We start from the raw sequence: 21,274 nt of genomic DNA on the forward strand, positions 1-21,274 counted from the left end.
GAGATGTATAATAAAAAATTAGTTGATAACTTAACCACAGGTCAATCAAAACTTCTCAGCAGTAAAAGAAGAGAAAGCTTTAATGTTTTTGAAGAGTTGACTAAAAGTGATTTTAATAGAATAAATTTGTTTGATTATCAATTTCCGGAGTACAGCCCCTATAATAAAGAATATTTAAAAGAAAAAAAGTGGCATAGTGAACTTGTGCTTAAAAAAATGACAGATAATCTAAATAATGAAGAGGAAATCATTAATTATTTAGAAGAATTTAAAGGAAAAAAAGTTAAAAAAGGTAATCAGGGACTTGATGAAAAATATTTAGCTATGGCTGAAGCTTTTTATAATACAGGCCTATTTATTAAAGTTCCTAGAAATACAGAACTAAAATTACCTGTAGAGATATTTTATGAATTAGATTCGGAAAATCCTGTTTTAATTGATAATAATTTAATTGTAGCTGAGGAAAAATCTAAACTAACCATAGTTATTGATTATAGGATGAAAGATCAAAAGTTAGCTGCTTTTCACAATGGTCTAACTCGCGTAATTGTTAAAGAAAATGCTGTATTAAATATTATTAAAGTTCAGCGTTTTAACGATCAAAGTGACAATTTTGATAGCAATGTTTCTTTAGTTTCAAACCAGGGTGAATTAAATTGGATTCCTATAGAACTTGGAGCAAAGAATTCTGTTACCAGTAATGAAAACACCTTAATTGATGATGGCAGCAGCGCCAGCATTAGTTCAGTTTATTTTGCTGATGGAGATAGAAAAATGGATCTAGGTTTTAAGATGAATCACCAGGGACGCCACAGCAGCAGTGAGATTGAAAGCAGGGGTGTTTTAAAAGATAGAGCTCAGAAAGTTTTTAGGGGAGATTTATATTTCCAAAAGGGTGCAGGACAGGCTAAAGGTACTGAAAAAGAAGAAGTACTACTTTTGGATAAAACAGTTGATTCTGATTCTATACCAGCCTTATTTTCTGAAGAAGATAATGTTGAAGGAGAGCACGCGGTCAGCGCCGGTCAAATTGATCAGCAGCGCTTATTTTATTTAATGAGCAGAGGTATGAGTAAAGCAGAAGCCAAGCAATTAATGGTGGAGGCTGCTTTTAATCCTGTTTTTGATAAAATACCTCTTAATGACCTTAAAGGAAGTGTTATTAATGAAGTTAAAACAAGAATACGCAGTTAAAGAATCTGCCACAAGTGAAAAATTCGCCCAAAAATATAAAGCTGATTTTCCTATCTTAAACCAGCAGATAAATGGTAAAGGTTTAATTTATTTTGATAATGCTGCGACAACTCAAAAACCAGAATCGGTTTTGGATGCAGTGGATAATTATAATCGGACAATTAATGCTAATCCTCACAGAGGAGCTCATACTTTAAGTGTTCGTGCTACTGAAGCTTATGAGAACGCAAGGGAAAAAGTTAAGAATTTTATTAATGCAGAAAAACAAGAGGAAATCATTTTTACTCGAAATACAACAGAATCTTTAAATCTATTAGCAAATAGTATGGAAGCTTTAGTTGAAGAGGGGGATGAAATTTTAATTTCTGTTTTAGAACACCACAGTAATATTCTCCCCTGGCAGCAGCTGGCTGAACGAAAAAATCTTAAACTTAAATATTTATATCCTGATGAAAATTACAGAATTTCGCTTTCAGAGTTGAATGAAAAACTGTCAGCAAAAACAAAAATTTTAAGTATTTCACAGATGTCTAATGTTAGTGGAGTTATTAATCCAGTGAAAGAAATGGCAGAATTAGCACACAAAAATGATGCTTTAGTTGTAGTTGATGGTGCTCAGGGTGCTCCTCATATTAAAACGGATGTTAGAGAATTAGATGCTGATTTTTATGCTTTTTCTGGACATAAGATGCTTGGACCAATGGGAATCGGGGTTCTTTACGGTAAAAAGGATCTTTTAGAAAAATTACCTCCTTTTCTAAAGGGTGGAGGTATGATAGAATATGTAGGAGAACAGGATTCTACTTATGCACCACTTCCCGAAAAATTTGAGGCAGGAACTCCTAATGTTGAGGGAGCAGTAGGTCTCAAGGCAGCAATAGAATATCTAGAAGATATCGGGCTTGATAAAATTAAAGAACATGAGCTTGAGCTAACTGAATATGCGCTTTCGAAAATGAAGCAGCTTGATTATGTTGAAATAGCTGGTCCTACAGATTTAGAAGATCGCGGAGGAATTATTTCATTCAATTTAAGAGATATTCACTCTCATGATTTGGCTACTATAGTTGATAGTGAGGGAATTGCTATTCGTTCAGGTCATCACTGTGCACAGCCTTTAATGAAATTTTATCAGCTTAATTCAACAGGACGAGTTAGTTTTTATCTTTATAATACAAAAGCAGAAGTGGACAAATTTATAGAATCCCTTCATAAAGTAAGGGAGGTTTTTGGATATGGATCTTAACTCAGTTTATACAGAGTTAATAATGGAGCATAATAGAAATAGCCGCAACAAGCATCCTCTGGATGGTGCAGACCTTAGTGAACATGGTCATAACCCAAGTTGTGGTGATGACATAACTTTAGAGTTGAAATTTGATGGAGATATCATTAGTGATGCAGCTTTTACAGGAAGTGGCTGTGCAATCTCACAGGCTTCAACTTCAATTATGATTGATTTAATTAAGGGCAAGAGTATTGAGGAGGCATTGGAGTTGGTTGAAACTTTCATTGCTATGATCAAAAAAGACATCAATGACCAGCAGGAGTTAAGAAAGCTTAAAGATGCAATGGCTTTAAAAAATATTTCTAATATGCCCGCAAGAGTTAAATGTGCAGTGTTATCCTGGCATACTCTAAAGGAAGCTTTAAAAGAGAGAAATTAACTTTTGAATAATTTTTTTAAAAACTTCACCTTTTTGGTGAAGTTTTTACTTTACATAAGACTAAATAGCCTATATACTAATGATAATGAGTATCAAATAGTTTCAAGCACATTAACTTGTCGAAATTTAGTGAATTAATAAAAACTCTATAATTCTATAATATCATAATAAGAGGTGGAAAAATTGGAAGATAGAAAAAAGGGAATAACATATATACTTTTATCATCATTGTTTTTTGCTTTAATGGCAGCAACAGTTAAGTTTTTGGGGGATATGCCGACAGCGGAAAAGATTTTCTTTAGAAATTTAGTTGGTATTTTCGTAGCTTTTAGTCTGGTTAAGAAGAGCGGAAGCTCTTTAGTTGGTAATAATAAGAAGCTTTTAATTTTAAGAAGTATTTTTGGACTTTTAGGTATAGCAGCTTATTTTTATGCACTAGCAAATATGAAATTATCAGATGCAGTAATTTTAAATAAAATGTCACCATTTTTCGTAGTTGTATTTGCAGCAATATTTTTAAATGAGAAAATTACTAAAAAGCAGATTGCTGCATTAATAACTGCTTTAATAGGTGCTGTTTTGGTAATTCGTCCCGGTTTTGATTCAAATTTAATTCCTTCTTTAATTGCTTTAATGTCAAGTATATTTGCAGGAATTGCATATACCGTGGTTAGACAGCTTCGAAAAACTGATTCAGCAGCTACAGTGGTATTTTATTTCAGCCTTTTTTCAACTTTGGCGATGGTACCATTTATGATTAGCGGTAGTTTTGTAATTCCCAGTCCAGTTCAGGCATTTGCTTTACTTGCCTTAGGTTTATTTGCGGCAGCAGCTCAGCTCTTTATGACAAATGCTTACCGGCATGCAGAAGCGGGAGAACTCTCTATATACACTTATGCTAATATAGTTTTTTCTACAATTTTTGGGCTGGTCTTATTCCAAGAAATTCCTGATTTCTTTTCAGTGCTTGGGGCACTCTTAATTATATCTGCTGGCTATTTAAATTATCGAGCTAAAGAAAAAGAAGCTTTAGAAAAGGCAGCAGAGTTAAGATTAGAAGAAGAACAAAAGAGTGCGGTTTAGAAAATTTAGTGATGTTTTTAGATTTCCTCCAGTTTAATGACTGGAGGCTTTCTTTTTTAAAGAAGTAAAGATTGCAGAATACTTTCTGAAAACATATAATTAGATTAGTTGGTTACTTTTAATAGATATGGAGGGATAAGTAATGAAGGAAATAAACACAATTTTTTTAGATGTTGATGGTACACTTACAGATGGTAAGGTTTATTTAGATAATGGCAAAAATGAATTTAAAGCTTTTAATGTTAAAGATGGTTTGCTGGTAGTTCAAGCTATTAAATTGGGTTATGAGGTAATTATCATGACTGGTAGAAAATCTGAGGTTGTAGCCCGTCGAGCGGCTGAACTGGGAATAGAAGAGTATTATCAGGGAGTTCGTGATAAAAAATCAGCTTTAGAAAAGCTAATGAAAGAAAAAGAGATTACTTATGATAATTTAGCTTATTTAGGTGATGATCTAAACGATCTAGAAGTAATGAAAGAAGCTGGATTTGCTGGCTGTCCTGCTGATGCTGCTGTAGAGGTTAAAGAGACTTCTGATTTTGTTTCTGAAATCAATGGTGGTAATGGTGCTGTTAGAGAGATTTTAACTCAGCTTCTTAAAGCTAAGGGAGATTATTGTAAGGTTATAGAGAATTTTTCTGGAGAATAATTTAATTTATGCTATATTGTTGAAAAAATTTATTAAAACCTATTGACAGATTGTAGTATGTAGTTGTATAATAAATTAAGTTGAACACAATCTAATTAAATAAAACTAAATAGGGGTGAGCTTATGGAAAAATATGATATATTAAAATTAGATAATCAGATTTGTTTCCCTCTATATGCCTTATCGAGAAAGGTTATTCAGTTATACAAACCGCTACTTGATAAATATAATTTAACCTATACTCAGTATATAGTTATGCTTGTTCTTTGGGAAGAGGATAGGATTTCAATCAAGGAAATGGGAGAAAAACTTTTTCTGGATTCAGGTACTATTTCTCCTGTAGTTAAAAAACTGGTTAAACAGGGTCTGGTTGAGAAATATAGGTTTAAAGAAGATGAGCGAATAGTAATGATTAAGCTAACTGATAAAGGTCGGGAAATGAAAGAAGAAATTGTTGAAATACCAGAAAAATTATATAGAGATTTTGAAGGAGATAAAGAAGCTCTTTTTCAGCTGAAAAAGAATTTAGATAAGATATTAAAAGAGTTTGAAGAAGATAGTTAAATCCTGTTTAGGCAGGGTTTAACTTATATTTTTCAATAATAAATTGTACACAATTTAATTTAATAAAATAAAAAAGGAGAGATTAGAATGAGCATATATCAATTTAAAGCAAATGATATCATGGGTCAAGAAGTCAATTTAAAAGATTATGAAGGTAAAGTGCTCATGATAGTTAATACAGCAAGTGAATGTGGTTTAACTCCACAGTTTGAAGGATTAGAAGAAATATACCAGGAATATAAAGATCAAGGTTTGGAAATTTTAGGTTTTCCCTGTAACCAATTTGCCAATCAGGATTCTGGTACAAATGAAGAAATCAAAGAATTTTGTCAGATTAATTATGGGGTTACATTTAAAATGTTTGAAAAAATAAAGGTTAACGGTGAGGATGCACATCCCTTATTTAAATATTTAAAGAGTGAAACCGGTTCTCTGTTGGGAGGAATTATTAAATGGAATTTCACTAAATTTTTAATAAATCGAGAAGGTAAGGTAGTAAATAGATATGCACCGACAACTGAGCCAGCAAAAACAAGGGCTGATATAGAAAATTTATTATAAAGTTATTATAAAAAGCGGAGTAGAATAATTCTACTCCGCTAGCTGTTATAATATATAGTTTGATTTTAGAAGTGCTAATTATCAAGATGCACCTTCATTAATGGTTATAACTTCCATTTTTTCTATTGCTCTATCAATTAATTCTTCAATAGCTAAATCTTCTTCTCCAAAATGAATAGTATCAAGTTTGGGTTGAGTTGCTGGATTATCAGGCACAAAAATTGTACAGCAGTCTTCATGTGGTCTGATTGAAATTTCATAAGTGCCGATTCTTTTAGCCAGGGCAATAATATCGTTTTTGTCCATTGTAATTAGTGGACGAAGAACTGGAAATTGAGCTACTTCATCAGATGACCGCAGCCCTTCTAAAGTCTGACTTGCTACTTGTCCCAGACTTTCTCCGGTTACCAGAGCCAACTCATTATTCATTTTAGCTAATCGGTTGGCAATTCTAATCATCATTCTTCTCATAATTGTTACAGTATATCTGCTAGGAGATTTTTTTAATATTTCCTGCTGAATTTCTGTAAAATATGGAATCTGCAGTTTGATCTTCCCACCATAACGGCTTAAAACTTTTGCCAGGTCAATTACTTTTTCCTTTGCTCTTTCAGAAGTATAAGGAGGAGAGTTAAAATAGACAGCATTTAAGCTTAAACCTCTTTTTAATCCAAGCCAACCTGCTACAGGACTGTCAATCCCTCCAGACAATAAAAGTAGAGCTCTACCAGATGACTTAACTGGCAGTCCTCCAGGGCCAGCTTCTCGCCTTACAAAAAGATAAATTTTTCCTCTTCTAATTTCAACTTCAAAAAGATGCTCTGGCTGATGAACATCTACACTGAGCGGGGTATCTTTACTTTCAACTTCTCGTAAAATTTCTGCTCCTAGCTCTCGATTAAGTTCAGGACTTTCAATTGGAAATGACTTGTCAGCTCTAGTTGTTTCAACTTTAAAAGTAGTAGGATAGTTCTGAACTTCAGCTTTAAAAAGGTTAACTGCTTCTTTTTTTAGTTTTTCAAAATCCTGCTCATTAAAATCAGCTACCTTTTTTCCAATTCTAAATCTCTGGGCCGGACTTAAAGAAATAATACCTGGAACATTGACTAACCTATCAACAATTTTTTCAATTTCAGTACTTTCTGCATAAAGGAAAATACGGCCATAAATAGTACTAATTTCAAATTCTCCCAGGTCACTGGTTGCTCTTTTAATGTTTGCAACCAATTGAGAGATGAAATCATTAATATTGTCACCTTTTAGACCAATTTCTCCATAACGAATAATTATTAAATCGTACAAAATTTTCACCTCATTAAAAAAGTTTAAGAAAATCTATTTGTTTTTTTAAAATTTCTATAAAGTAATCTAAATCTTCATTTGTGATTTCTTGACTTAAGCTGACTCTGAGTGCACTTTCGCTTCTAGACTCTGATAGGCCGCAGGCATTGATGATTCTGCTCCCTTTTTTCTTGGAAGAACAGGCAGAACCAGTAGAAATATAAACACCCTGGCTTTCCAGAGCGTGCAGCATAGTTTCACCTTTGATTCCCGGCAGAGAAAAATTAATAATATGAGGAGCACCAGCTGCTGGTGAGTTAATTACAACTTCTTCAATCTGCTGTAGAGAATTTAAAAGATAATTTTTTTTGTCAGCTAGATTAATATCAATTTTATTTTCTGGAGAAAAGAAAGGCATTTTTTTAACTGCCTGACCAAAGCCAGCTATTCCGGGAATATTTTCTGTTCCTGAGCGTAAATTTCTTTCCTGGCCTCCACCATAGACTAAAGGTTTTAAGTTAATTCCATTTTTGATGTATAAGGCTCCAACACCTTTCGGAGCGTGAATTTTATGACCGCTTATTGAATAGAGATCAATTGGCCACTGATTTAAATTGCAGTAAACTTTACCAAATGCCTGCACCCCATCTACATGATAAAAGCAGAGCTTGTTTTTTTCTTTAATTATCTCAGCAATTTCTTTAACAGGTTGGATTGTTCCCAATTCGTTATTAACATGCATAATGCTGACTAATAATGTTTCCTCAGTAATTAAGGATTCTAAATGATTGAGATCAACATATCCTTCCTGATCAACTTCAACTTGATCTACCTGCCAGCCCTCTTTTTCTAAAGCCTTAAAAAGCTCAGCTACTGAGGAATGTTCGATTGGAGAAGTAATTAAATGTTTGCCGCGATTTTTGTAGGACTCAGTAATTCCTCTAATTGCAAGATTATTACTTTCTGTGCCACCTGAGCTAAAAATGATTTCTTTTTTACTTACTCCCAATTGAGATGCAGTTAACTCTCTAGCTTTTTCTAATATCTTCTCTGCTTTTAAGCCAAATCGGTGCAGTGAAGAAGGATTGGCATAACTATTTTCTAATGCGTTAACAACAGCAGCAGTAACCTCTGGAAATGCTTTAGTAGTAGCCGCATTATCTAAGTATATTTCTTTTTCCATTAAATTCACTCCTAATTTTAAACACTAACTTTTATTATATCAGTAATGAATTAAGAAATAAATAGCTGGAACTGATAAATTAAGATAATTAGCTTTTTAAATGAGCTAAGTGTAAAAAAGAATACATTATTGTCATAAATATTTTAAATTTAATGACATAGTGATATAATGTAAAATGAACTATAATTATATTTTGTTTTATTTTAAACCTAAATTTTAATAATTTGATTAAAATATAATAATATAATAGGAGGAAATATTTTGCGTTTAATAGATACACATGCTCATTTAGACTTTAATGATTATGACCAGGATAGAATCGAAGTTTTCAATAGAGCGCGAAAAATTGGAGTAGAAAAGATTGTCAATATTGGTGCTGATTTAGCAGGAAGCCGTAGAGCTGTAAAACTTGCAGAAGAATATGATGACATATATGCTGCAGTCGGAATTCATCCGCATGAGGCAGATACAGTTAACAAGCAAAGCCTGAATGAAATTAAAGCTTTAGCAGCTTCTAATAAAGTAAAGGCAATAGGAGAATGTGGTTTGGATTTCTATTATGATAATTCACCGAGGGAAATTCAAAAGGAAGCTTTTAAAAAGCAGCTAAATTTGGCTTTAGAATTAGAACTACCTGTTGTTATTCATTCCCGGGAAGCAGCAGCAGAAACTTTAGAAATCCTTGACGAAACAGCTGATTTTTCTGGGGAATTAATTTTTCACTGTTATGCTTATGGAGCAGCAGAAATTGAAGAGATAATCAAACGAGACTATTATGCAGCTTTTGGAGGTTTAATAACTTTTAATAGTGCTCAGCCAATTAGGGATGCTCTTAAAAAGATGCCGTTAGATAGAATCTTACTGGAGACTGATGCACCATATTTAACTCCAACACCACATCGAGGAAAAAGAAATGAACCAGCTTTTTTAGAATATATTGTTAAAAAAGCAGCAGCAGTTAAAGGAATTAGTGCTGAAAAAATGGGTGAAATTACAACTGAAAATGCTGAAAGAATCTATAAATTTTAAACATTATTTTATAATTAAAATTAACTAGTATTAATTCAGGAGGAGTCTAAAATGAATATTGGTATTATTGGTCTTGGAGATATAGCTCAAAAAGCATATTTACCATTAATTACCCAGCTGGAAGAAGTAGAACCTTATTTTTGTACTAGAACAGAAAGTACTCTAAAACGTTTGGGAAAAAAGTATCGAGTTGAGAACATCTATAACTCAGTCGATGAGCTATTAAAAGAAAAACTAGATGCTGCTTTTGTTCATACAGCAACTGAAGCACATTATTTAATTGTAAAAAAATTATTAGAGTTAAAAATACCTACTTTTGTTGATAAACCAATGACATATCATTTAGAAAAAACTGAAGAACTGGTTAAAATAGCAGCAGAAAATGAAACAATTCTAATGACCGGTTTTAACAGGCGTTATGTACCAACTTATCGTTCGCTTCTTAAAATTAGAGATCCTAAGACAATAATTATGGAGAAGAATCGTACCTATCAGCCAGGTAAAGTACGTGAGTTTATTATGGATGATTTTATCCATGTAATTGATACTTTAACTTATTTAATTGGAAAAGTTGATTTGGATAATATCGCTGTTAATAAAATTATGAGAGATGATAAGCTAATTCAAGTTATTTTGACAATAAAAAATAAAGAAAATACTGCTGTTGGAATAATGAATCGTGATAATGCAATTACTGAAGAAACTCTTGAGATTATGGGTTTTAAAGAGAAACGTAAAATAAAAAATATTACTCAGACAATTGAATATACAGCTGAAGGAGAAAAATACTCTCAAGCAGCTGGCTGGAACAAGATGGGCTATAATCGAGGTTTTGTAGATATGATTAATGAATTTTTAAAAAGAGTTAAGACTGGTAAAAACAACAAAGAAGAAACTGCTGCAGATCTTTTGACCCACCGTGTGGCAAAAAAGATTATAAAACTGTAGTTTTGCCTGAATTAAAGTAGTATGATAAAATTATAACAAATAATTAAATAAGGATGATTTAAATCAATATGAAAAATAGAATTGCAACACCTTCGGCAACCAAAAAAATTTTGAGAGAACACAATTTAAGTTTAAAAAAGAGTCTTGGACAAAATTTCTTGATTGATTCAAATATTATTGACATTATTACAGCAGCATCAGCTATAGATGGTGATGAATTTATTATTGAAATTGGGCCAGGGATTGGTTCTTTAACTCAGGCAGTTTTGGAGAAACTAACTAGCGGTAAATTACTTGCAGTTGAAAAAGATGCTGCTATGGTTGAAGTATTAAAAGATATTTTTGCTGAGGAAAAGAAATTAACTCTGTTAAATCAGGATGCACTTAAAATCAACTGGGAAGAAATAGCAGCAGAATACAATGCTGAAAACAGAAAAATGAAGCTGATTGCCAACCTCCCTTATTATGTAACCACCCCAATTATTATGGGTGTTTTAGAAAGTGAAATAAAATTGGATCAGATGGTTTTTATGGTTCAAAAAGAGGTAGGAGAAAGAATCTGCGCTGGTCCAGAAACCAAAAAATTTGGTTCTTTAAGTGTGGCAGTTCAATATCATATGCAGCCTGAAATTGTGCACCAGGTCCCCTCATCAGTTTTTATTCCCCAACCTGATGTTGATTCTGTAATTGTTAGTTTATCGCCTTATGCGGAAAATATTTATCAGGAAGAAGTATTGAACAAAAAGTTTTTCTTCCAAATTGTCAAGTCAATATTTCAGCAGCGTCGAAAAACTCTCCGCAACAGTCTTAGTAAATCTGCTGTTATAAATCTTGATCGCGATCTTGTAACTAAAGCTTTAGAAGACGAAGGAATCGGGCTCAAAAAACGAGGGGAAAAACTCTCGATTTCTGAAATGATATCTATCAGCAATAGAATTTATAAAATGATAAATTAAATTATTGGAATTCTTGGGAGGAGGAATAAAATTGGTTAAAGTTGAGATATGTGTCGGCAGCCACTGTTCACTTGTAGGGGCTTTAAATATTTTAGAAACTTTAGAAGAACTTCAAACAGAGTATCCAGATCAAATTCAAATAGAAAAATTAGAATGTATGGATATGTGTGATGATATCAAAAATGCTCCCCTGGTTAGGGTTGATAAGGAACTGATTACTTCAGCTCAGACTCAGATCGTGATCAGTAAAGTAATGGAGAGGATAAGATGAGCAAACTAAAAGGTGTCTATACTGATATTGTAAAGATTAGGCGAATGGTCTTTGCTGAGCTGGCAAATCTAGCTCTCAAAGATGCAGAATGTGAAGAATTTGATAAAATTCCCTACAGGATTATAGATACAGAAGAAGCTACATATAGATCAAGTATTTTTAAAGAAAGAGCCATTGTTGCTGCTCGAGTTCGGATGGGTCTGGGAATGGATTATGAAACAAATCAGGAACACAAACTTCTTTCTGAAGGAATTAGAAATTTTCTTAAGAATGATAATAATTTAAAAGAACCTCTAGTTAATGTAATTCGTTTTGCCTGTGAAAAATGTCCAACTAATGCTCATTTTGTTACTAATAACTGCCGTAAATGTTTGGCTCATCCCTGCAGTATTGTTTGTCCGGTGGATGCCATTACTATTGAAGAGACTGCAGCGGTGATTGACCAAGAAAAGTGTATTAATTGTGGAAAATGTAAAGAGGCTTGTCCTTATGAAGCAATAGTTAATTATGAGCGTCCCTGTGCAGCAGCCTGTGGAGTCGATGCTATAGAAAATGATGACTATGATCGGGCTAAAATTAATCAGGATAACTGTGTTAGTTGTGGTCAGTGCATTATTGCCTGTCCTTTTGGGGCTATTGCAGATAAATCAATGATTTTCCAGCTGCTGAAATCGATTAAAAGTGGTGAAGATGTACGAGCAATTATTGCACCTTCGTTTGTGGGCCAGTTTGGTCCTTTGGTTTCTGCAGAAAAAATTGTGGCAGCACTTAAAAAATTGGGGATGAAAGAAATTCGAGAAGTTAGTCTTGGAGCAGATTTTGCTTCTTTACATGAAGCTGAGCTTTTTGCTGAGGATATTCCGGAAAAACAATCTTATCTTGGAACATCCTGCTGTCCTTCCTGGACTTATGTGGCTGAAAAACATGTGCCGGAGGTCAAAGACAATATATCAGAATCCAGTTCACCTATGATTTTTGCAGCCCAGTCAGTAAAGGAAGATAATCAGAACAGCAAAGTGGTATTTATTGGGCCTTGTGTTTCAAAGAAGCTGGAAGCTTTAAGCGATAAAGTGAAAGATGAAGTAGATTATGTTATTACCTTTGAAGAATTAGCAGCAATTTTTGTAGCAGCAGATATAGAGCTGACAAAAGTAGATACAGAAGAAAAAATTAATGATGCTTCTTATTATGGTCGAGCTTATGCTAATGCTGGTGGAGTTGCGGAGGCTATCAGACAGAATTTAAAAGCAAAATATAAGATGGATCCTCCTATTACAAAAGCAGATGGGCTGTCAGAATGCAAAAAAACCTTAATTAAGGCTAAAGCAGGAGTTTTAGATGGTAATTTAGTTGAAGGTATGGCCTGTAAAGGTGGTTGTGTAGGTGGCCCAGGAACCTTATTGACTACTAATAGAGGTGCTAAGTATGTGAATAAATTTGCAGAAGAATCGCCTTATGATTTTGCTTTTGAAAATAAAAATTTAGATTCAGAAAATAAATAACCAAATATTATTTAGAGCAGTGCAGTTTAGAATCAATAATTTTAATAGTAGACCTTTGCCAAATTAACAATCATATGATATACTTAATCTGAATTGTTTTGAAAATGAGGTGATTCTTAATGGAAGAAAATGTTCTAGATAAAATAAAAAAAGAAGTAAAATCTTATGTTGGACACAGAGTTAGTGTTAAAGCAAATCGCGGTAGAAGAAAAGCTGTGGAAAAAGAAGGTGTCTTAGAAAAAACACATGAGAATGTTTTTGTAGTAAGAATAAACGATCACAACCAAATCAGACGTTTATCTTATACTTATTCAGATCTTCTGACAGATAATGTAATAATTAAATCTAAGGATGATGAGGTTAAGATTGGTGTTTGATTTAAAATAGAGTATATAAATTTAATATGCAGCCTGATTTGGCTGCTTTTTTCCTGTTATTTTTTAATTCAATTATTCTATAATTTAGTAAGATAATAATAAGATAATCTGAAATTTTGAAAGGGGAGATAGGTTTGGGATTTGATATGGCTATAGGGTTACTGGGTGGTTTAGGACTCTTTATATACGGGATGAAACAGATGAGTGAGGGTCTACAAAAAACTGCTGGTAAAAAACTGCGTCATTTTTTAGCAGCTATGACTTCTAAACCCATTATGGGGGTTGGTGTAGGTGCTTTAGTTACCTCAATTATTCAAAGCAGTAGTGCTACTACAGTAATGGTTGTTGGTTTTGTTAATGCTGGCATAATGACCCTGTTTCAATCTGTAGGAGTTATTATGGGTGCTAATATTGGTACTACAATAACTGCTCAGTTAATTGCATTTAAGCTGGGTGACTATGCTTTTCATGCAATAGCAATTGGAGCATTTACATACTTATTTTCTAAACGAAAAAAATTCCAATATATTGGGCAGGTTTTATTAGGTTTTGGTCTTTTGTTCTTAGGTTTGGAAACAATGGGAGATACAATGGCACCACTTAAAGATTCAGTTGTTTTTGTTAACTGGATGGAAAGTTTTGCTCAGTACCCAATTTTAGGTGTTTTAACTGGTATAATTGTAACAGTTGCAGTACAGAGCAGTAGTGCATCTTTTGGTATTTTACTTGGTCTGGTTACTGCCGGAGCAATTAACTATGAATCTGCAATTCCGATTTTATTAGGTAGTAATATAGGTACAACTGTTACAGCTATTTTATCTGCTATTGGTGCAAATCTGACAGCAAAAAGAGCAGCAGCAGCCCACTTTTTATTTAATGTAATTGGAGCGGGAATTATTATTTCTTTACTTTATATTATTCCTGATTTTTCAGGTGGTTTAGAGTCTATATTATTAGGTATTAGTAATTATTTTGGTCAGACAGCACCTTCTACAGAACGTCTGCTGGCGAACACTCATACTTTCTTTAATGTAATTAACACAGCACTCTGGCTTCCCTTTACAGCTTTCTTAGTTTATTTAGTTAAGAAGATTGTTCCAGGTGAAGATACAACTTTAAAACACGGTACAACCTTTATTGATGAAAGAATGTTGAGCACTCCATATGTAGCTATTGACCAGGTTAAAAAAGAGATAGTTTATATGCATGGTATTGCTGCTGATATGGTTTGTGATTCTGTTAAAGGATTTTTAGAAAGTGATGGAGATGTTATTAAGCAGATTAAAAGACATGAGGATATAGTTAATGAAGTTGAAGAAGAGTTATTACACTTTATTCAAAAAATTCCTCAGGCTCAATTAAATGACATAGATATTAGAACTCTTGATAAATATTTTGCAGTAGTAGATGATATTGAAAGTATTGCTGATGATGCAAATGATATTACTGATTTTATTGAAAATCGTTTGGATAATAAGTTGGAGTTTTCTAAAGATGCTCAGGATACAATTGAAGAAGTATATGATATTATTTGTGACGTTTTAGATAAATCAGTTGAATTAATTGAAACTCATGATTTAGAAATTGCGGCTGAGATTTTAGAGGTTGAAGAAAGATTGGATGAAATGCAGATTCAATTTAGAGATGAAAATATCAGCAGAATCAAAAGATCGGATAAAGAGGCTTGTGATCCTAACTCCGGGATTTTGTTACTAGAAATACTCGATAGTATGGAGCATATCAGTGATCAAATGGCTGATATTGCTTACAGTATAATAGAAATATATGAAGAAAGACAACCAAAAAGTCATGAAGATGATGTGAAAGTAGTATAAGTTTACAAAAAATTAACATATAAATAGATTTATTTGGGTAGAGCCTCCTTTTTATGGGAGGCTCTTTTTGCTATAATGGAGAAAAGGGATTATCTGATTTAGCCACAGACTCCATTGACGCTTTTCATATATAATTTATTTGGAACTGCCTTAACTCCCTTCGGTCAAACAATAGGCAGTCTATTTCCAAATAAATTATAATCAAAGCTATTCCGTCTGAAGTGCAAAATCAGATAAACCTTTTCTCTGGAAGATACTTGTAATTTGAGTTAGTATCTTAATTTAGCAAATTGTTCTGATCGTAGGTACGTTGGAGTTTTCTAACTCACTTCGGGCCGAAGCACCGTTGTGCTAGTGCTGAGCCGACCACGCGTTTATAGAAGAAGGCTCAGTGAGACATGGAAAAACTTTTTTCATAATCAGTTGTATTCAAACCTGCTTCAGTTAAAGTTTTAATTTAGATAAATCACTATCTTTAGGGAAGATTTGTAGTTTAGATTAGTATCTTAATCCAAATAATTTGTTTAATGATGAGCACATTTTGTTTCTAACTCTCTGCGGTCCGACGTAGCGCTTTACTAGTATTTATTAAGGAGGCTCCAATGTCAAAATCACTTTCCGAGATGTCACTGGAAGAGCTGTGGCAGCTTTTTCCTATAATTTTAAAAGAACATAATCCAGAATATAAAAATTGGTATTTGGAAGAGAAAAATAATCTGGAATCAATATTGATTTCGGAATATATTGAGCGGATCAATCATATCGGCAGCACGGCAGTACCTAGATTACTAGCTAAGCCAACAGTTGATATTTTACTTGAAATTTCAGCTGAGGCTAAAGTTGAACTGATTGTGGCAGAACTTAAAAATAATGGCTGGATTTTGATGCATCAAAATCAAGATGATCAGAATTTAAATTATGTTTTTAATAAAGGCTATACACCAGAGGGATTTGCAGACAAAGTTTTTCACCTTCACCTGCGATTTCTGGGGGACTGGGATGAACTTTATTTTAGAGATTATTTAATTGCTTACCCTGAAGCAGCAGAAAAGTATGGGGATTTAAAAAAGAGTTTAGAAGCAAAATATAAACATAACCGAGATGCCTATACTGAAGCTAAAACAAAATTCATTAAAAAATGGACAGCTGAGGCCAGAAAAGAGTTTAAAGAAAAATATAGGCCTTACGGAATTTGAAAGCTTAATTTACACAAATAAAGAAGTTAAAAATAAAAATCCGGGAGGATTTATAATGGAAAAAATACTTGTAGTTGAAGACGAAAAAAATATTAGAGAACTAATAGAGTTTAACTTAGAAAACGCAGGTTATAAGGTTGATACTGCCTCAGATGGCAGAACAGCAATGGATAAACTTTCTGAGCAAATTGATCTGGTAGTTTTAGACCTCATGTTACCTGAGATTGATGGGATGGAAGTCTGCAGAAGAATGAGGGGCAGTGAAGAGCTGCGGAAGATTCCAATAATCATGCTGACTGCTAAAGGAGAGGAAGTAGAAAGAATTTTGGGGCTTGAAATGGGGGCAGATGATTATATGACAAAACCATTTAGCCCAAGGGAACTAGTAGCCCGGATTAAAGCTATCTTCAGACGAATTAAAGAATTTAAGGCAGACAGCGAAAAACTAGAAGACGAAGTAGTTGAAGCAGGAAAGTTGAAACTGGACATTCCCAGACATGAGGTAATCTATGGAGATAAAAAGATTGTTTTAACACCAAAAGAATTTGAGCTGCTCCGCTACCTGGTTATAAATCAGGGTAGGGTTTTAAGTCGAGATTTACTTTTAGAGAAAATCTGGGGTTATGAGTATGCCGGAGATACCAGAACTGTTGATGTTCATGTCAGAAGACTTCGCAAAAAAATTAAAGCTGATTATATAGACACAGTCAGAGGGGTGGGATATAAATTTGTTAAAGTGGAATAAGTTAGGCATTAAAAATCGTTTAATTATTATATTTATTCTAATCCAGCTTTTAATTATTGGCTTAAGTTTTTATTATTATAGTACAAACCACCGCGAATTTTACTTAGAACAGGAAAGAATTAGTTTAGATCATTATTCTCAGTTAATGCTGAACAATATAGAGGCAGAAGAGATAATGGATTCAAGACAAAGCTTGGAAGCTAAAGCTGCAGAATGGGCCAGTGACTCAGAAACTAGAATAACTATTATTGCTGCAGATGGAAGAGTACTGGCAGATTCACATTACGAAATATCTGAAATGGATAATCATCTTAATCGACCTGAGGTTGTTCAAGCTATTAGGAGTAATAATTCTGGTAATGAAATCCGTTATAGTGAGACAATCGGTGAAGAAATGCTCTATTATGCTGTTCCAATTAAAGAAGATGGAGATATAATAGGGATCTTAAGAACTGCCCGTCCGCTAGAATTTATCAGGAATGTTTTAGTTGAAGATATCAAAAATTATTTATTTTTCTTTGCTCTTCTGGCAGTAATTACAATAATCCTTGGCTGGCGTTTAACTTACAGTATTGTCAAACCACTGGAAACTGTTACAGAAACTGCAGAAAAAATATCTGAAGGAGATTTGAGCCAGCGGATCCCTGTCAGAAAATATAATAGTGAAATTGAAAAACTGGCCCGAATGTTCAATTTTATGGCAGAAGAGCTGGAAGAAAAGATTACAGAAATTTCTCAGGAAAAAAACAGGATTGAGGCTATTTTAGAAAGTATGGTTGATGGAGTAATTGCAGTAGATAAAGACGGTAAAGTTTCTTTAATCAATCCTGCAGCCCGCAAAATTTTTAATATAGAAGCTGAAAAAGTAAAGGGTAAAGAACTGATCAGCACCCTTTTCAGCCACAGAATAGATATGTATTTAGAGCGCGCCTTTGATAAAAAAGAAACTATTAGTAGAGAAATCAAGTACAAAAATCCTGAGCCAAAAATTATTCAGGCGACTTTTATTCCTCTACTCGATGAAAAGGAAAATGTAGCTGGTGGGGTAATAGTGCTGACTGATATTACAGAACTTAGAAAATTGGAAACAGTACGCAATGATTTTGTGGCAAATGTTTCCCATGAGTTAAGGACTCCATTGACCTCAATGATTGGTTATTTAGATACACTTTTAGAAAGTGATATTGAAGATCCGGAGACAAGGGCCAGGTTTTTAAAGATAATCAAAGAAGAGACTGATCGCCTTTCGGTTTTAATTAAAGACTTAATGAACTTATCAAAGATTGAGTCTCAGTCATTTGAACTAAAAGCAGAAAACATTGAAGATGTTTTGAAAAAAGTTATAAATCTTTTATCTAAAAAGGCTAAAGATAAAGATATAGATTTTCAGGTAGAAATTGCTGAAAACTTACCACTAGTTTATATGGTTTGTGAACAGATAAAACAGGTATTGATCAATTTAATTGATAATGCAATTAAATATACCCCAGTTGGCGGCAAAATAGAGGTTAAAGTTGAAAAGGAAGCCGATAAAGTTTACTTTTTTGTTAAAGATAATGGAATGGGGATTCCTCAAGTAGATCAGGAAAGAATTTTTGAAAGATTTTACAGAGTTGATAAAGCACGCAGTCGTGAACTTGGTGGAACAGGAATCGGGCTTTCAATTGTGAGAAATATAGTTAAACAGCATGGAAGTGAGATTCAGGTTAAAAGCAGAGAAGGTGTAGGCAGTGAATTCTATTTTTACTTAAAAGCTGCTGAACAAAAATAGTAGGCTAAACAGAAAGAACTTCTACTTGAGTTTAATTCAAGAAGAAGTTCTTTTTATTATTTGTTTTGTGCTGCTTTTATCAGCTCAGCAAATAAATTCATAAAATAGCTGCTGTTATCAATTAAATCTTCCGGATGCCACTGAACTCCTATTAAAAATGATTCAGCTTTGTTTTCGACAGCTTCAATTATTCCACATTCAGATTTAGCAGCAATAGTTAAGCTCTTTGAAAGATCTTTAATGGCCTGATGGTGATGAGAATTAACATCTAAATGGTCGGCAGCTAAAATTTTATTCAGTGTAGTATTTTTTAAAATATTAACTTTATGATTTACATACTCTAAATTCTCTCTTCGTTTTGAATCTAAGGGTAGATGACTGAACTCACAGTTTAACTGATGTTCTAAATCCTGATATAAACTCCCTCCTAGAGAAACATTAATTAACTGCATACCTCGACAGATACCTAATATTGGGATTTCAGCTTTATAGGCCTCTCTAAATAAAGAGATTTCCCATTTATCTCGATCAGGATTAATATTTTCTAACTCAATTACATTATCTTCACCATAACTGGCAGGATCTATATCTTCCCCACCACTTAAAACCAGAGCATCAATTAGAGCAATATATTCCTTCAGCTGTTTATGAGTGTCAAAAGGAGGAATAATGATTGGAGTTCCGCCGGCTCTGTAAACTGCATTAATATAACTGCAGCGAATTTTAGTATATTTTTTGTTATGCTCACAGTCACAAAAAGCTGTAATTCCAACAACTGGTGTTTTCATAGTTATCAATCCCTAAATTAATATATTTTAAGTTAATTATATATTAATTAAAAAGCGCTGTTTTGTCAAATAACTTACTAATTAAATAATAATTGTTGTTATATCTGTTTAGATTAATGTGATTAGTTGATTTTTTATCTGCACCCAAAATTGATTTTGGATATTCTTCTTATTGATTGCTGTAATAGCAAGCTTTGTAAGATGATAATAGTTTTTAAAAGAAATTAATAATTAATTAATTTGACATGAGAAATGTATTACTATATAATCATATTAGTAAATATTAATATGAAAAGAGGATATACTTATGGAAAAACTACTTATCTTTTTAAAATGTATAGCAGATGAAAATCGACTTAAGATCTTAAAACTGCTTTTAGATGGCCAGTATTGTGTTTGTCAGTTGGAGCAATTATTGGACAAATCACAGTCCAGTGTTTCACAACATCTTAGTTATTTTAAGGAGTTGGAGCTTTTATTAGAAGAAAAGAACGGGAAATGGATTTACTATACTATAAATAGAAGTATTTATGATAGTTATCTGGCCAGTTTAATCTCATTAAAGGCTAATTCTTTAGCTGACTTGAAGCTGCTTGATCTAAAAGATAAGATCGACCACTTAGACACAGCTGCAGAAATTAAATCAGGTTCTAAAGGGGGCTGCTGTTAGTGTTTATAATATTTGAGAGATTTGCAGATTTAGTGGCTTACAGTTTATTTGAGCTTGAAGCAGGAACTAGATTAGGAGAGTCAGTACACTTTTTCTTTTATGATACAACTAAGATCATCTTTCTGCTTTCAATAATGATCTTTTTCATCTCAATTATCAGAAGTTATTTTCCACCAGAAAAAACAAAAAAGCTTTTAAGTAATTACAGAAAGATTACCGGTCATATTATGGCCTCACTGTTGGGAGTAGTCACCCCATTTTGTTCCTGTTCTTCAGTACCAGTTTTTATTGGTTTTGTTGAGTCTGGAATTCCTCTGGGGATTACCTTTTCTTTTTTAATAACTTCACCTATTGTGAATGAGGTGGCCCTGGTGATGCTTTATACAATTTTTGGCTGGAAGATAGGGACTCTTTATTTGGCCAGTGGTATTTTGGTAGGCATTATTGGTGGAATTGTAATTGAAGCTTTAGGTATGGAAAAATATGTAGAAGAATATGTATATCAGATCAGTGCTGGAGAAAGTGAAGTTGAAGAACTTGACTGGAGTGCCAGGATTAACTTTGCAAAAGCAGAAGTTAAAGAAATTGTAAGCCGTGTTTGGAAGTATGTGATAATTGGTATCGGAATTGGTGCTGCAATTCATGGTTATGCACCAGCTGAGCTATTAGCAGAGTATGCTGGGGCCAGCAATCCACTTTCTGTTATTGCAGCTGTTATTGTTGGAATTCCACTTTATGCTAATGCTGTTGGTACAATTCCAATTGTGGAGGCCTTGATGGGCAAGGGTGTTGCTCTGGGAACTGCTTTAAGTTTTATGATGGCAACAACTGCCTTATCTTTACCAGCAATGATTATTTTGCGTAAGGTGATAAAGCCAAAACTAATTACTGTTTTTGTAACAGTTGTTGGACTTTCAATTATTGGTGTTGGCTATATGTTTAATTTTGTCATGAGTTTTGTTTAATATAAATTAACTTTAGGTAAAAAAATATTTTTGTGTTTG

The 21,274-nt window shown here is 33.3% G+C and carries 22 protein-coding genes; 19 read left to right on the forward strand and 3 right to left on the reverse strand.

The features are described 5' to 3' along the window. Positions 1-3 precede the first annotated feature (3 nt). The 7 genes from sufD to ACZ446_RS01735 all read left to right on the forward strand — a co-directional run bounded on the left by sufD (position 4) and on the right by ACZ446_RS01735 (position 5,718). On the forward strand, positions 4-1,194 hold the full coding sequence (sufD, locus tag ACZ446_RS01705; RefSeq protein ID WP_464393448.1) for a Fe-S cluster assembly protein SufD: 1,191 nt from the start codon (positions 4-6) through the stop codon (positions 1,192-1,194). Then, positions 1,166-2,440, forward strand: a complete 1,275-nt coding sequence (locus ACZ446_RS01710) for a cysteine desulfurase (RefSeq protein WP_464393449.1) — start codon at positions 1,166-1,168, stop codon at positions 2,438-2,440. The genes sufD and ACZ446_RS01710 overlap by 29 nt, the downstream gene beginning before the upstream one ends. Next, complete coding sequence (gene sufU / locus ACZ446_RS01715; RefSeq protein ID WP_464393450.1) at positions 2,430-2,861, forward strand: Fe-S cluster assembly sulfur transfer protein SufU; 432 nt, start codon at positions 2,430-2,432, stop codon at positions 2,859-2,861. Before ACZ446_RS01710 ends, sufU begins: the two co-directional genes overlap by 11 nt. Before the next feature lie 183 nt (positions 2,862-3,044). Continuing rightward, positions 3,045-3,944, forward strand: coding sequence for a DMT family transporter (locus ACZ446_RS01720; protein ID WP_464393451.1), 900 nt, complete (start codon positions 3,045-3,047; stop codon positions 3,942-3,944). Between the two features lie 142 nt (positions 3,945-4,086). Continuing rightward, positions 4,087-4,593 carry a KdsC family phosphatase gene (locus tag ACZ446_RS01725; protein ID WP_464393452.1) on the forward strand — a complete coding sequence of 169 codons (507 nt, stop codon included), beginning with the start codon at positions 4,087-4,089 and terminating at the stop codon, positions 4,591-4,593. A 123-nt stretch (positions 4,594-4,716) separates the two neighbouring features. After that, positions 4,717-5,157 (forward strand): MarR family winged helix-turn-helix transcriptional regulator, encoded by a 441-nt coding sequence (locus tag ACZ446_RS01730; protein WP_464393453.1) that lies wholly within the window; start codon positions 4,717-4,719, stop codon positions 5,155-5,157. Positions 5,158-5,244: 87 nt separating this feature from the next. Then, a complete protein-coding gene (locus ACZ446_RS01735) occupies positions 5,245-5,718 on the forward strand; it encodes a glutathione peroxidase (protein WP_464393454.1) in 474 nt (157 codons plus the stop codon). Between the two features lie 81 nt (positions 5,719-5,799). On the opposite strand, the gene thiI is transcribed toward ACZ446_RS01735, so the two are convergent. Further along, positions 5,800-7,020, reverse strand: coding sequence for a tRNA uracil 4-sulfurtransferase ThiI (gene thiI, locus ACZ446_RS01740; protein ID WP_464393455.1), 1,221 nt, complete (start codon positions 7,018-7,020; stop codon positions 5,800-5,802). Positions 7,021-7,033: 13 nt separating this feature from the next. Beyond that, positions 7,034-8,182: a cysteine desulfurase family protein gene (locus tag ACZ446_RS01745; protein ID WP_464393456.1), complete on the reverse strand. Its 1,149-nt coding sequence runs from the start codon at positions 8,180-8,182 to the stop codon at positions 7,034-7,036. A 261-nt stretch (positions 8,183-8,443) separates the two neighbouring features. Here ACZ446_RS01745 and ACZ446_RS01750 point away from each other — a divergent pair, with 261 nt between their 5' ends. From ACZ446_RS01750 to pnpS, 10 genes are all read left to right on the forward strand, one after another. Beyond that, complete coding sequence (locus tag ACZ446_RS01750; protein WP_464393457.1) at positions 8,444-9,211, forward strand: TatD family hydrolase; 768 nt, start codon at positions 8,444-8,446, stop codon at positions 9,209-9,211. A 51-nt stretch (positions 9,212-9,262) separates the two neighbouring features. Beyond that, on the forward strand, positions 9,263-10,159 hold the full coding sequence (locus tag ACZ446_RS01755; RefSeq protein ID WP_464393458.1) for a Gfo/Idh/MocA family protein: 897 nt from the start codon (positions 9,263-9,265) through the stop codon (positions 10,157-10,159). Positions 10,160-10,227: 68 nt separating this feature from the next. Next, positions 10,228-11,115, forward strand: coding sequence for a 16S rRNA (adenine(1518)-N(6)/adenine(1519)-N(6))-dimethyltransferase RsmA (rsmA, locus tag ACZ446_RS01760; RefSeq protein ID WP_464393459.1), 888 nt, complete (start codon positions 10,228-10,230; stop codon positions 11,113-11,115). Positions 11,116-11,146: 31 nt separating this feature from the next. After that, a complete protein-coding gene (locus ACZ446_RS01765; RefSeq protein ID WP_464393460.1) occupies positions 11,147-11,386 on the forward strand; it encodes an NAD(P)H-dependent oxidoreductase subunit E in 240 nt (79 codons plus the stop codon). Further along, positions 11,383-12,888 carry a 4Fe-4S dicluster domain-containing protein gene (locus ACZ446_RS01770; RefSeq protein ID WP_464393461.1) on the forward strand — a complete coding sequence of 502 codons (1,506 nt, stop codon included), beginning with the start codon at positions 11,383-11,385 and terminating at the stop codon, positions 12,886-12,888. Before ACZ446_RS01765 ends, ACZ446_RS01770 begins: the two co-directional genes overlap by 4 nt. 119 nt (positions 12,889-13,007) lie before the next feature. Beyond that, positions 13,008-13,265, forward strand: a complete 258-nt coding sequence (locus ACZ446_RS01775; RefSeq protein ID WP_464393462.1) for a Veg family protein — start codon at positions 13,008-13,010, stop codon at positions 13,263-13,265. A 191-nt stretch (positions 13,266-13,456) separates the two neighbouring features. Next, positions 13,457-15,100, forward strand: coding sequence for a Na/Pi cotransporter family protein (locus ACZ446_RS01780; RefSeq protein ID WP_464393463.1), 1,644 nt, complete (start codon positions 13,457-13,459; stop codon positions 15,098-15,100). Positions 15,101-15,702: 602 nt separating this feature from the next. Continuing rightward, positions 15,703-16,296: a GrpB family protein gene (locus ACZ446_RS01785; RefSeq protein WP_464393464.1), complete on the forward strand. Its 594-nt coding sequence runs from the start codon at positions 15,703-15,705 to the stop codon at positions 16,294-16,296. Between the two features lie 55 nt (positions 16,297-16,351). Then, on the forward strand, positions 16,352-17,041 hold the full coding sequence (locus ACZ446_RS01790) for a response regulator (RefSeq protein WP_464393465.1): 690 nt from the start codon (positions 16,352-16,354) through the stop codon (positions 17,039-17,041). Further along, complete coding sequence (pnpS, locus tag ACZ446_RS01795) at positions 17,025-18,812, forward strand: two-component system histidine kinase PnpS (protein ID WP_464393466.1); 1,788 nt, start codon at positions 17,025-17,027, stop codon at positions 18,810-18,812. Before ACZ446_RS01790 ends, pnpS begins: the two co-directional genes overlap by 17 nt. Before the next feature lie 56 nt (positions 18,813-18,868). On the opposite strand, the gene ACZ446_RS01800 is transcribed toward pnpS, so the two are convergent. Beyond that, positions 18,869-19,600, reverse strand: a complete 732-nt coding sequence (locus ACZ446_RS01800; RefSeq protein ID WP_464393467.1) for a gamma-glutamyl-gamma-aminobutyrate hydrolase family protein — start codon at positions 19,598-19,600, stop codon at positions 18,869-18,871. Between the two features lie 307 nt (positions 19,601-19,907). Between ACZ446_RS01800 and ACZ446_RS01805 the strand changes: the two genes are divergently transcribed. Both ACZ446_RS01805 and ACZ446_RS01810 read left to right on the forward strand, forming a co-directional pair. Beyond that, positions 19,908-20,270, forward strand: coding sequence for an ArsR/SmtB family transcription factor (locus ACZ446_RS01805; protein WP_464393468.1), 363 nt, complete (start codon positions 19,908-19,910; stop codon positions 20,268-20,270). Beyond that, positions 20,270-21,235 carry a permease gene (locus tag ACZ446_RS01810; RefSeq protein WP_464393469.1) on the forward strand — a complete coding sequence of 322 codons (966 nt, stop codon included), beginning with the start codon at positions 20,270-20,272 and terminating at the stop codon, positions 21,233-21,235. Before ACZ446_RS01805 ends, ACZ446_RS01810 begins: the two co-directional genes overlap by 1 nt. The last annotated feature ends 39 nt before the right edge of the window (positions 21,236-21,274 follow it).

This window comes from Halanaerobium sehlinense (assembly GCF_055379485.1).

Coding starts and splice junctions, on each gene's coding strand:
- sufD (WP_464393448.1), top strand. CDS start 4: ATGTATAATAAAAAATTAGTTGATAACTTAACCACAGGTCAATCAAAA.
- ACZ446_RS01710 (WP_464393449.1), top strand. CDS start 1,166: ATGAAGTTAAAACAAGAATACGCAGTTAAAGAATCTGCCACAAGTGAA.
- sufU (WP_464393450.1), top strand. CDS start 2,430: ATGGATCTTAACTCAGTTTATACAGAGTTAATAATGGAGCATAATAGA.
- ACZ446_RS01725 (WP_464393452.1), top strand. CDS start 4,087: ATGAAGGAAATAAACACAATTTTTTTAGATGTTGATGGTACACTTACA.
- ACZ446_RS01730 (WP_464393453.1), top strand. CDS start 4,717: ATGGAAAAATATGATATATTAAAATTAGATAATCAGATTTGTTTCCCT.
- ACZ446_RS01735 (WP_464393454.1), top strand. CDS start 5,245: ATGAGCATATATCAATTTAAAGCAAATGATATCATGGGTCAAGAAGTC.
- ACZ446_RS01745 (WP_464393456.1), bottom strand. CDS start 8,182: ATGGAAAAAGAAATATACTTAGATAATGCGGCTACTACTAAAGCATTT.
- ACZ446_RS01755 (WP_464393458.1), top strand. CDS start 9,263: ATGAATATTGGTATTATTGGTCTTGGAGATATAGCTCAAAAAGCATAT.
- rsmA (WP_464393459.1), top strand. CDS start 10,228: ATGAAAAATAGAATTGCAACACCTTCGGCAACCAAAAAAATTTTGAGA.
- ACZ446_RS01770 (WP_464393461.1), top strand. CDS start 11,383: ATGAGCAAACTAAAAGGTGTCTATACTGATATTGTAAAGATTAGGCGA.
- ACZ446_RS01775 (WP_464393462.1), top strand. CDS start 13,008: ATGGAAGAAAATGTTCTAGATAAAATAAAAAAAGAAGTAAAATCTTAT.
- ACZ446_RS01780 (WP_464393463.1), top strand. CDS start 13,457: ATGAAACAGATGAGTGAGGGTCTACAAAAAACTGCTGGTAAAAAACTG.
- ACZ446_RS01785 (WP_464393464.1), top strand. CDS start 15,703: ATGTCAAAATCACTTTCCGAGATGTCACTGGAAGAGCTGTGGCAGCTT.
- ACZ446_RS01790 (WP_464393465.1), top strand. CDS start 16,352: ATGGAAAAAATACTTGTAGTTGAAGACGAAAAAAATATTAGAGAACTA.
- ACZ446_RS01800 (WP_464393467.1), bottom strand. CDS start 19,600: ATGAAAACACCAGTTGTTGGAATTACAGCTTTTTGTGACTGTGAGCAT.
- ACZ446_RS01805 (WP_464393468.1), top strand. CDS start 19,908: ATGGAAAAACTACTTATCTTTTTAAAATGTATAGCAGATGAAAATCGA.